At 45.0% G+C, this 11,844-nt stretch carries 4 protein-coding genes and 1 pseudogene; all 5 read left to right on the top strand.

Going from position 1 to position 11,844, the window contains the following annotated elements:
• Positions 1-838: pseudogene (locus BACCELL_RS06220) on the top strand (beta-L-arabinofuranosidase domain-containing protein); the annotation flags it as partial.
• A gap of 78 nt (positions 839-916) precedes the next feature.
• Entirely contained in the window at positions 917-4,924 is a 4,008-nt protein-coding gene (locus tag BACCELL_RS06215) for a hybrid sensor histidine kinase/response regulator transcription factor (RefSeq protein ID WP_007210780.1), read from the top strand.
• 131 nt (positions 4,925-5,055) lie between these two features.
• Positions 5,056-7,974, top strand: coding sequence for a SusC/RagA family TonB-linked outer membrane protein (locus BACCELL_RS06210; RefSeq protein ID WP_007210779.1), 2,919 nt, complete (start codon positions 5,056-5,058; stop codon positions 7,972-7,974).
• A gap of 18 nt (positions 7,975-7,992) precedes the next feature.
• Positions 7,993-9,594 carry a RagB/SusD family nutrient uptake outer membrane protein gene (locus BACCELL_RS06205; RefSeq protein ID WP_007210778.1) on the top strand — a complete coding sequence of 534 codons (1,602 nt, stop codon included), beginning with the start codon at positions 7,993-7,995 and terminating at the stop codon, positions 9,592-9,594.
• A gap of 32 nt (positions 9,595-9,626) precedes the next feature.
• Positions 9,627-11,750 (top strand): carbohydrate binding domain-containing protein, encoded by a 2,124-nt coding sequence (locus BACCELL_RS06200; RefSeq protein ID WP_007210777.1) that lies wholly within the window; start codon positions 9,627-9,629, stop codon positions 11,748-11,750.
• Positions 11,751-11,844: the final 94 nt, after the last annotated feature.

The raw sequence follows: 11,844 nt of genomic DNA, 5'->3' as shown, positions 1-11,844 counted from the left end.
CAACATGCACCAAGGCTGGCCCAAGTACGTTCAGAACCTGTGGTACTCAGCGCATGACAACGGCCTAGCCGCCACACTGTATGCCCCTTCGGAAGTAAAAACAAAAGTGGGTAGCAACAATATACCTATACATATAGTAGAAGATACGAAATACCCGTTCGAGGAGACCATCGACTTCACTATACAGGCGTTGGACACAGACACCAAGTTCCCGTTCATTGTCCGCATACCGTCGTGGAGCACAAAATCTGTAGTTAAGGTTAACGGACAGGCTGTAGAGTACAAGGCCGACAAGAACAACTTGGTATCCATAGACCGCATATGGAAGGCGGGCGACAAACTGACACTCGAGTTCACTCCCGAAGTGAAGCTAAGCGTATGGAAAGAAAGATCGCGCGCCGTGGAAAGAGGTCCGTTGGTGTATGCACTGAAAATGAATGCAAACGAAAAGTTCCTGGATGACGTTCCGGTACAAGACGGTCCTAACCTATGGTACTACCAACACACCTCGACCGACACATGGAACTACGCCTTGATGGACGTTCCAGCCGAAGCGATGAGTACACACTACGTGGTGAATACCGACAAGACCGCTGCCGTGAATCAAAACGACGGTTATCCGTGGAACGTCAAGAACGCACCGATTACCATCAAGACCAAAGGACGTCAGATGTTCAACTGGCGACCCTACAACAAATCGGCCGGTCCGCTTCCCTACTCGGTTATGTTTGCGTCCGAGGTAAGCGAAAAGGTAGAAGACATTGAACTAATTCCTTATGGGTGCACCACCCTGCGCATCACTCAATTCCCGATAACCGGATACCACAGTGCAGAGTAAAAAAATATTAAAAAACAACAAGAACTAAATGTGCAAAGGTGATTTCTTTGTACATTTAGTTCTTCAAGTTTAAAACAGATGAGACAACGCTTGTTATTTTTTATTGTTCTAATCATGATATGCGTAACTCCGGCCCTTTCCGACGAGTTATCGTTCCAGTACTTATCCAGTGCCCAAGGATTGAAGTGCACATGGGCATGGAACATAATGAAAGATAGCAGGGGATACATGTGGTTCTCCACCACAAACGGAGCCTATCGCTACAACGGCTACGATTTTGAAGAATACTCGTTCAAACATATCGGCCGCTATTCCCGGGCAAAAGTGTACTTCGTCTACGAAGATTCCCAAAAAGACCTATGGTTCGGCACCGATGACGGACTGTACCGTCATAATCGCAACTTGAACACCTACACACGCTACAGTGTAGATGCCGACTCGCCCATACGCCTTTCGTCCAACCTCATCCTGTGCATGCTCGAAGACACCGACGGAACATACTGGGTAGGAACCAACTACGGTATCAACAAACTCGACATCGAAGCCGGCAAAAACATCATGTACCAAAGGCTGTACACCACAGACAACATCCGTTCCACAAGCCTTATCTATACTTTCTTTCTCGACAGCAGTAACCGCTTATGGGCAGGTGGGGGTGAAGGAATCGCTGCGTGCTACAACCGAAAGAACAAAGCATTCGACACGCTTCCTCACGACAAGCTGCCATGCAACCAACGAATAAACAAGATATACGAAGATAACGAAAAGAATTTCTGGTTTGCTACCGAGGGCGACGGCGTTTTCAAACTCGACAGCCTGCAATGCACAATGACACACTTCTGTGAAGAAAACAAAAACCTGTCGAACAACATTGCACGTGCCTTTGCCTCCGATGCCGACCATGCACTGTGGATAGGAACTGAAAAAGGAATTACCATAATAAAAGACAGGCGTCCGGAGTTTGTCTACGTAAAAAGTTCACTGCCCAACGGGCTTAACGACAACGCCATTTACAGCATATACACCGATGAGGACAAGAATGTGTGGGTGGGTACATTCTTTGGCGGTGTAAACGTACACTACACCCGCACCGGCCTATTCCACACCGTCAACGTCACCAAAGGTGATTACTCGCTACAGCGCAGTGCTATAAGCTCCATCATCAATGTCGATGGAAAAATCTTGGTAGGAACCGAGAACTTCGGGCTGTTCGTGCTCGACGAATCCAATAATAAGGTCGATGTGATAAACACTGAAAACAGCAACCTGAATAGCAACAATATACACTCGCTCTGTGTGGACAATAACCAGAACCTCTGGATCGGTACATACTATGGTGGAATCAACATTAGCCCCAAAGGTGCTTCAAGCTATAAACACCTGCGACAGCATAGCCAAGAAGCAGGCAGTATACAGTACAACAACGTGTACTGTATCATTCAAGACCGCAAAGGTACGATATGGATCGGTACACAATATGGCGGACTGTGCGTGTACAATCCCACAAGTGGCAAAGTGGAGCAAGCCCCCATTAACCTGCCCAACGACATCTTTGTTTGGGATTTGATGGAAGACAAGCAGGGCAATATCTGGGTGGCTTCCTACAGCCACGGAGTATTCAAATTGGACGTACAAAACGGGTACCGGGTAGTGCCGTTAACCGAACAGGTGTACAACAACGTCAACCTTTACGAACTGTCCGACGGAAAGATAGCGTTAGGTTCCGAAACCATGGGGCTCACCATTATCGATCCCACAGATATGTCGACCCGTAAATACACGGAGAACAACGGTTTCCCCGACAACACCGTCTATGCCATCCTGCAAGATGCGCACAGCAACATTTGGCTGTCCACCAATAAAGGGCTCTATAAGTTCGATCTGCAATTGTCCAAGTTCACCAACTACACCGTAAGCGATGGTTTGCCCACCAATCGTTTCAATTACAAAGCCGCGGCCAACATTGACGGAAAACTATACTTCGGGTCGACGGAAGGGCTTGTAGTGGTAGACCCCGATATGGAAAAGCCTGACGATGCCATCCACCCCATTTGGTTGGACAACTTCTACGTTCATGGCGAAAAGCAAGAGGTTGGGTCGGGCAAGCTGCTCAACCAAGAACTGAACAACATCCGGGAAATCCATCTCAACCACAAGCAAACCTCATGGGGTGTAGACTTTACTTGCAACACGTTCAATTTGCACAGCAAACCTCGGTTTGCCTATAAATTCCTCGGTTTCGACGATCAATGGCAAATGTTAGATTCCAAACATCGGCTCGACTTTCCCGCATTCAGTTACGGGAAGTACAAGTTGAGCATCTGTACTGTCGACAACGACGGCAAGCCGCACAACAACCAGCGCATACTGCACGTACGCATCAGTCCACCGTGGTGGCAATCCACCTTGGCCAAAGTGCTGTTTGCCCTTGCCTTGGCAGGCATTACGCTTTATTTATTTTACCTGTTCACCACCAACCAAAAGAACAAGCACGCATTGGCGCTCGAAAAAGTAGAACGGAAAAAAGATACGGAGATCAACGAACTCAAACTGCGCTTCTTTGTCAACATATCGCATGAGTTCAAGACACCCCTCTCGTTAATCTTGGGGCCGGTGAACCAATTCATGGAAAACCGTGTAAAACCATCTAAACAACTGCACTACTACAGCATTATCAAGAAAAACGCCGATAAACTTTTGAACCTGATCAATGAACTGTTGGCGTTCAGAGAGCTGGAACACCTGAAACTGAAAATAGAACCCATCAACTACTTGGAGTTCATTCACTCGGTACTGAGCAAGCACACGTTGGTGTTCGAGTCCAGAGACATTCAATTCGACGTCACAGACGCAGGGCAGAACACCATCATACACGCCGATGCCGACAAGTTGGAAAAGATATTCGACAACCTGCTGTCCAACGCTTCCAAATACACCGACCCTAACGGAACGCTATCCATCGATATACAGTGCAATACCGATGAGGTGGTTACCATCGTAACCAATACCGGAGCAGGCATCGACAAGGACAAGCTGCCGTTCATCTTCGACCGCTTCTTTACTAACGACTCTTACGACAAGTACTCGTCGGGCGTTGGACTTTCCTATGTCAAGTCATTGGTAGAGGTACATGGCGGCACTATTTCTGCCGATTCTCAGCCCGGAGAGTACACTCGCTTTACGTTCTCCATTCCTATCCGCAAAGATATATTGCAGGTGAAGCCCCGTGCTATAACCGATTACAATTTGGACGTATTTTCCGACAATCCGGCTTTGGCCGCCACAGGTGCCGAGCTGCCCGACCTACAGTTTGAAGCCGTGACCCGCAACACACAAGTACTCATCGTGGACGATGACAACGACTTGCGCGAGATTATTGCCGATTACCTGTCGGACGCATTCATGATAACCGCTGTTTCGAGTGCCGAAGAAGCCTTGAAACTGATAGAACAGCAATCGGTGGATATTGTGGTGAGTGATGTGAAGATGAAAGGCATGTCGGGCTATGAACTTTGCCAAACCCTGAAAGGCGATATCAACACGAGCCACATCCGTGTGATATTGATGACGGTACTTTCCGAAACAAGCTACCGTTACTCCGGATACAAGTCGGGAGCAGACGCCTACATCACCAAGCCGTTCGAACTGTCCTTATTAGAATTGCGCATCAGGAACCTGTTGTACAACAGTTATGAAGCCAAACAGAAGTATAAGGTAGACATTGACCTGTCCAACGTAGAGGTGGCTCATTCCAATTCCGACGAAGAACTGCTGAACAATGCCGTGAACCTTGTGCTCAAGAACCTGTCCGATCCGGAATTTGGCGTGGAAAAGTTCTGTACAGAGCTCAACATGAGCAAGGCCTCCTTGTACCGCAAGCTTCGCGCCACCACCGGACAGTCCATCAACGAGTTTATTCAGAACATACGCCTCAAGTATGCCGCACGCATCCTGATCGAAACCGATAAAAACATTTCCGAGATTGCATACGAAGTCGGATTCTCCGACCCGTACTATTTTAGTAGAGCGTTCAAGAAGTGCTTTGCACAGTCTCCACAGCATTGGCGCGACTCCAAATCTTCATAAAAACGGCCCCCTCAGGTGCTCCTGAGGCGATATTTGACAAATTGTCCATGTATTTGAAATAATTGTCCATTCCCGTAAACGCGCTATTAACTAAGTTTGCCGTCGATAATTAATTTTTAAAACTAATACGTATGACAGGAACATTTAGAACAGGAAAGATTGTATTGAACATCTTTTTATTTCTATTCTTTGTTGTATCCACAGTTTCCGCACAAAACAAGACAGTAACGGGAACAGTGAAAGATACAGATGGTAATACATTACCCGGTGTAACCGTTGTAGAAAAAGGAACTACCAACGGTGTAAGTACAAACATGGATGGCAAGTTCTCCTTAACACTGCAAGGAAACAAACCCGTACTTGTGTTTTCATCCATAGGATTTACTACAATAGAGAAATCTGTTACAGGATGGCAACATGACCTACAGATTGTGATGACGGAAGATGCCGTGGTGTTGAGCGATGTAGTGGTTGTAGGCTACGGTACTGTAAAAAGAAGCACGCTTACCAATGCCATATCATCGGTAGGCAATAAAGACTTTGTACAAGGAGCAGTAAGTTCACCTCTCCAACTGCTTCAAGGTAAAGTAGCCGGTTTGGCCATTAATACCACTTCCGGCGACCCCAACGGTGCAGAAGTGCAAACCATGCTCCGTGGTGTTTCTACCCTTAGCGGTAACCAGCAGCCATTGGTCATCATCGACGGTTTGCCCGGAAGCCTCAACAATATAGCGGTAGACGATATTGAAAGCATTGACGTATTGAAAGACGGATCGGCAGCAGCTATCTATGGTACACGTGGTACAAACGGAGTAATCCTTGTCACTACCAAAAAAGGATCGGCAGGAAAAGCAACAATCAGCTATCACGGGTATGCCACTCTCGAACAAATATCCAACGAAATCGATGTGCTGTCTCCGGATGAATATCGCCGCTTGCCGGAACTGACAGGTGGATTGGTATCTGCCATCAATGACGGAGGAACCAATACGGTATGGAAAGACCAGGTATTTCGTGATGCCTTGAACCATACCCACCACTTGGCATACCAAGGTGGCGACGCACAAACGAATTACTATGCTAGCTTAAACTACAAAAAAAATGAAGGTATTATGAAAAACACCAATCAGGAACGTACTACGATTAAGATTGGGGTAAACAGAATGTTCTTGGATAACAAGCTATCTGTGGGGGCCAATTTAGACTATGTGAATGTAAAAGGTAAGAAAGTGGCGCAAAATGCTGTTTATTTTGCCACCCTAACCGGTAATCCTACCAATCCAATTTTTGACGAAAATACAGGAAAGTACACTACATTCTATGATTCGGAAAACCCGGTACGCCTTATTAATGAATTCAGCAACGACCTGAAGTGGAATGAAATTACTGCAACCGGTAAAGTCGTGTACCGTCCCATCGAGGAAATATCACTGACCATGCAGGCCGGAACAACCAAACATAACAATAACAACGGTACGTATGCCACACGAGCTTATGACAATGTACACAACGGGCAAGTGTGGCGCGAAGCAAAAACCAACGAATCGCGTACATTAGAGTTATTCGGACAATATACCAAAACCATCAAACTGCACGATTTCAGCGTGCTGGCCGGATATAGCTACAATGATTTCGAAGAACAAGCTTTAGATATATACAACTATGATTATCCAACAGATGCTTTAGGATACAACAAACCCAATTTAGGTTTGGCCTTGAAAGACGGACAAGCAGCTATGAACGGATATAAATACATGAACAAGTTGATTTCTTTCTTCGGAAGAGTGAACTACAGCTACAATGACAGATATCTTTTCTCGGGTAGTTTGCGTTACGAAGGTTCAAGCAAGTTCGGTAAAAACAACCGTTGGGGATTGTTCTATGCCGCATCCGGAGCATGGCGCATATCGCAGGAAGAGTTCATGAAAGACCTCACTTGGTTGAGCGACCTTAAACTTAGAGCAGGCTACGGGGTTACAGGTATAGAGCCTACCAACCCTTATCAATCGCACCTGCGCTACGCATTCGGTTCGCCTATACTTATCAACGGCACAGTCGTACAGCCGGTTGCTCCAACCGAAAATGCCAATTCCGACTTGAAATGGGAAGAAAAGCATGAAACGAACATTGGTTTAGACTTCGGTTTGTTCAATAACCGCCTGACGGGTAACATTGATTACTACATCAGAAACACCAAAGACCTGTTGTACACCTACAACGTGCCGGTTCCTCCCAACTTGGCATCGACCACATTGGCCAATGTAGGCGAGGTGGAAAACAAAGGGATAGAAATCATCTTGTCGGGAGAACCGATCCGAACAAAAGATTTCCGTTTGAACTTGACGGCCAACTTCTCGCGTAATACAAACAAGCTGACTAAACTGTCGAACGAAATGTACCAACGCGACTTCCTTGAGTTAGGATACACCGGAGCACCTGTGCAAAAGACAACCCACATTGTACAAGAAGGCGGAGCCATAGGTAACTTCTACGGATGGAACGACATAGGTATGACCGAAAATGGAGACTGGATCGTGGAAGGTGGCGAATATGGTGATAACAGTTCTCGCCGGATATTAGGAAACGGTATTCCTACCATGAGAGCCGGATTCACTGTTGCTGCCACTTACAAGAACTTCGACCTTACGGTATCTATGCGAGGAGCATTCGACTTTGAAATCTTGAACCAATACCGCATGCTTTTCGAAACATTCGAAAAAGGAACACAGTTCAACTACCCTAAAACATTGCTAAGATCGGTATATGGTCAATACGTAAGACGCTCTCCGGCATACGTGAGCTATTATATAGAAGAAGGAGATTATCTTAAATTAGACAATATCACGTTAGGGTATACATTTAAGTTGCCTAATGGCAGTGCTGTAAAAAACCTGAGGCTATATGTTTCGGGTCTCAACTTGTACACCTTTACCAACTATAAAGGCATTGACCCTGAAGTAAACATGAACGGACTGACTCCGGGTATGGACTACTGTGATGGTTATCCAACGACACGGTCGTTCTCATTGGGTGTAAAACTTGGATTTTAATATCATAAAAAACAGAATATGAAAAGAAAAAACATCATATATAGCGCAATCGTGAGCTTATTCTTATTTGGCTCATGTATCGACCTCGACGAAAAGGTGTACGACCAATTGACAGCCGATAAATATTTTGAAAACTTTACGGAAGCAGATATACCCGGAGCTATAGCACAGGTTTACAGTGATCTGCAGAAACTTTATAGTGGTGACAACGCACACACACAAGGAGCATATTTGTACACCACGGAAGAGTCGGCCGACTTGTGGGTAACACCCAAAAGAGGTGGCTCTTGGTACGATGGAGGTATTTACTACCGCCTCAATCAGCACAAATGGCTGTACGATGATGCGCACTTTGAAGGAAATTGGGATAGAGCATACAAGAGTATAAACAACTGTAACCGATTGTTGTATCAGTTCGAAAGCATGGGATTCGACAACGAAGCATTGGTCTCCGAACTAAGAGTGGCACGTGCGTTTTGGTACTATATCTTGATTGACCTATTCGGCAATGTACCCATAGAAACCAAATACGACAATCCGGCCGGATACCTGCCCGAAACATCGAAACGTGCAGATGTGTTCAAATTCATCGTTAAAGAAATAACCGAATCCATAGATCACCTGTCAGACAAAACCTATGGACGCTGGGACAAATTCTCAACTTCCATGTTGTTGGCCAAAGTATATCTGAATGCAGAAGTATGGGAAGGTGAAGGCAAGACATACTGGGATGAAGTGATTGCATTGTGCGACGTGATTATCAAAGACCCACGTTACGATTTGGAAGCAGACTATAAAGCACCATTTGTAACAGATAATGAAAACTCCAAGGAAATTGTAATGGGGATAAGTAATGATGACGTCTACGATTACGGATGTACTTTCCTTATCCACTTATGGACACAGCACTGGAAATACCAGTTCCATGCCAACACCATTACCGGATTTTGGGGAGGCTGTTGTGCCCCTCCCGAATTTGCAAACAGCTATGACCCAGACGATTTGAGATTTGAAAAATCATGGCTCATCGGTCAGCTTTATGATAATGTTGGAAACTTCGGTCCCGTCGGTGCTCCAATGTATTGCGACCCTTGGCATCCAAGCGATAAAGATAAATTGCTGGCATACACTAAAGACGTGCCTTTATACCCGAACGAAGACACACCAACTACAGGCGAACAATATGGAGCCCGCATGAATAAGTACGAAATAAAGAAAGGTGCGGTGAATACATTATCGAATGATTTCGTTTTATTCCGCTATGCAGATGTATTGTTCATGAAAGCAGAGGCACTCTATCGTAAAGGTGGCAAAGTGGCTACACAGGAAATTGTAGATTTGATTAATGATGTTCGCAAACGTTCTTTCGTTAACTATACCGGTAATAAAGTTTTAAAAGTTGCAGACTTGAACGACGAACGATTCCTACAAGAATACGCTTGGGAATTCTGCCAAGAAGGACATAGACGTCAGCAATTAATCCGATTCGGAGTGTTCACTTCTAAGAAATGGTTCTTACACGATTCAAGTGAAGACTTCCGTAACCTATTCCCTATTCCACGTAAGGAACGGTTGGCAAATCCTAAATTAGAACAGAACCCCGGATACCCATTAGATTAATAAACAAGTAACCTTTAATAAATACATATATCATGATAGTTAAGAACTATATATTAAACTTACTGTTAATGCTTGCATTATGCGCATGTAGCGAAGATGACAAAAGAAATGGGCCTTACCCCTATCCGCCCAAAGACCCGAGCAAGGAATATATTGAGATTTGCGACTTTGAAAATACATTTATTAACTTTAAAACTAATGACAGATTAGAATACAGTGTTGTAGACAATCCGTTTAAAGAAGAACCCAACACCAGTGAAAAATGCGGGAAAGTGGTTTCGGCAGGTGATATGTGGGAGCTGATATGGTCGGAACCAGTATCAAAACCGTTCAACTTCACGGAAGAAGGGGCATTGTTCACCGTACAAATACGGTCGCCCAAAGCAGATGCACCTATATATTTCAAACTCGAAAGTTCGGCAGGAGCAGATGCCAAGGAAATAGTCACTGTGAAATCTACAGTGGCCAACCAATGGGAAACGCTTGAGTTCGACTTTACCTCTTGGAACTTACCCGACAATGTGTACGACAAGATCGTGATGATTTTCGATGCAGGCGTAGAAACAGAGGGCGGTGAAGAATGGTTTCTCGATAATATTCACCAAAAAGTAGGAGAAGCCGTTGAACCGACACCTGATCCGGACCCGGATAGTGAATACATAAACTATTGTAACTTTGAAAATACATTTATTAACTTCAAAACTAATGACAGATTAGAATACAGCATTGTAGACAATCCGTTTAAAAATGGTATAAACACCAGCAAGAAATGTGGAAAAGTTGTTGCAGCAGGCGACCAATGGGAATTGATTTGGTCCGAGCCCATCACTTCGGATTATAACACGAAGTTCAACTTCTCCAAGTATGGCGGACTGTTTACAGTGAAAGTGTATTCTCCGGCAGCAGACATACCTGTATATTTCAAACTTGAAAGTACGGCATGGGCAGAAGCCAAAGAACTACAGAATGTAAAGACCACCGTGGCCAACGAATGGGAAACGCTGGAGTTTGATTTTACTTCTTGGAACTTGCCCGATGAAACATACGATAAAGTTGTAATTGTGTTTAACGCAGGAGTTACAACCGAAGGAGGAGAAGTATTCTATTTTGATGATATTACAGGGCCGAACAACAAAAGCGAATCGCTGATGACTCGTTATGAAAACAACCCGGTATTGCGATACCAAGGTGCTCCTACCTGGATGTGCGAACACATAGCCAATGTTGCTATTTTGCCTCCAAACGAATCGCCTGACGGAGAGAACTGGTGGATGTATGCTCGAGGTAGCGGCTACAACGCAGCCAATGTATATCATGATCAGATTGGTTTGTTTACACAGGATGCGGCTACATTCAATCCAACAGGCGGATGGATAGCCAATGAAAACAATCCAATAATACCTCACGGTGCACCGGGAACAATCGATGAAGACCATTTGCTTGACTGCGCTCCGGTAGTGGGTGGCGACGATAATGTATATTTCTACTATCACGCGAAATGCGGACAATCAACCAATACACTCCATAGTTCGTTAGCTTGCCGAAAATCTACCGACGGTGGATATACTTTCGGTGATCCGGTTAAACTGCTCGACGGGGTGGGATGCAGCGATGCTATATACCACAACGGAAAGTACTACATATACTATGGATACGGATATGGTAATGATGGACACATGAAAGTGGATTGTGCCGTTACTTCCGACCCGATGAGCTTTGCCAATGCAGAGATTACAACAGTACTTTGGCCGGGTGGAGGTCCTGCAAACCATGACCGCTTAACAGTAAACGGAACGCGTATTTTCCGGTTGGATGGCGTGAACAAATGGTTTATGGTGTATCAAAGTAGTACACGCTACTTCGACTTCCCCGACCGTTTCCATGTGGCCTATTCCGACGATTTGCTGAACTGGACAAAAGTAGATAACACCAAACCTTTTTTCAAACGCGGAGACGCAAAACAATGGGACCAAGGAGGAATTTGGTTTGGCGAAGTGTTTGAATACAACAATATGCTTTATCTGTATTACGAAGGATGGGGCTGTGAAGGACGGGTTCCGGATAGAGATGAGGTTTATTTCAGGGACGGACACTCGAGCACCGGCTGCGCCTCGGTATCGAAAGATGAATTCTTAGAATGGTGTGGGCTAAATTAGTTAATTGTAAGAAGTGTAAAGGATAACATTGTGTGAAAGAAAAAGAGGGTGTATTAAAATTCTGGTACATCCTCTTTTCATATCCTGTGGTAAA

The organism is Bacteroides cellulosilyticus DSM 14838, from assembly GCF_000158035.1.
Classification (GTDB): domain Bacteria; phylum Bacteroidota; class Bacteroidia; order Bacteroidales; family Bacteroidaceae; genus Bacteroides; species Bacteroides cellulosilyticus.
The sequence above is the reverse complement of the archived record's forward strand: the minus strand, read 5'-3'. Positions and strand labels throughout refer to the sequence as shown.

Bases quoted from the DNA above. Each gene is read 5' to 3' on its own strand.
- BACCELL_RS06215 (WP_007210780.1), top strand. From the start codon at position 917: ATGAGACAACGCTTGTTATTTTTTATTGTTCTAATCATGATATGCGTA.
- BACCELL_RS06205 (WP_007210778.1), top strand. From the start codon at position 7,993: ATGAAAAGAAAAAACATCATATATAGCGCAATCGTGAGCTTATTCTTA.
- BACCELL_RS06200 (WP_007210777.1), top strand. From the start codon at position 9,627: ATGATAGTTAAGAACTATATATTAAACTTACTGTTAATGCTTGCATTA.
- BACCELL_RS06210 (WP_007210779.1), top strand. From the start codon at position 5,056: ATGACAGGAACATTTAGAACAGGAAAGATTGTATTGAACATCTTTTTA.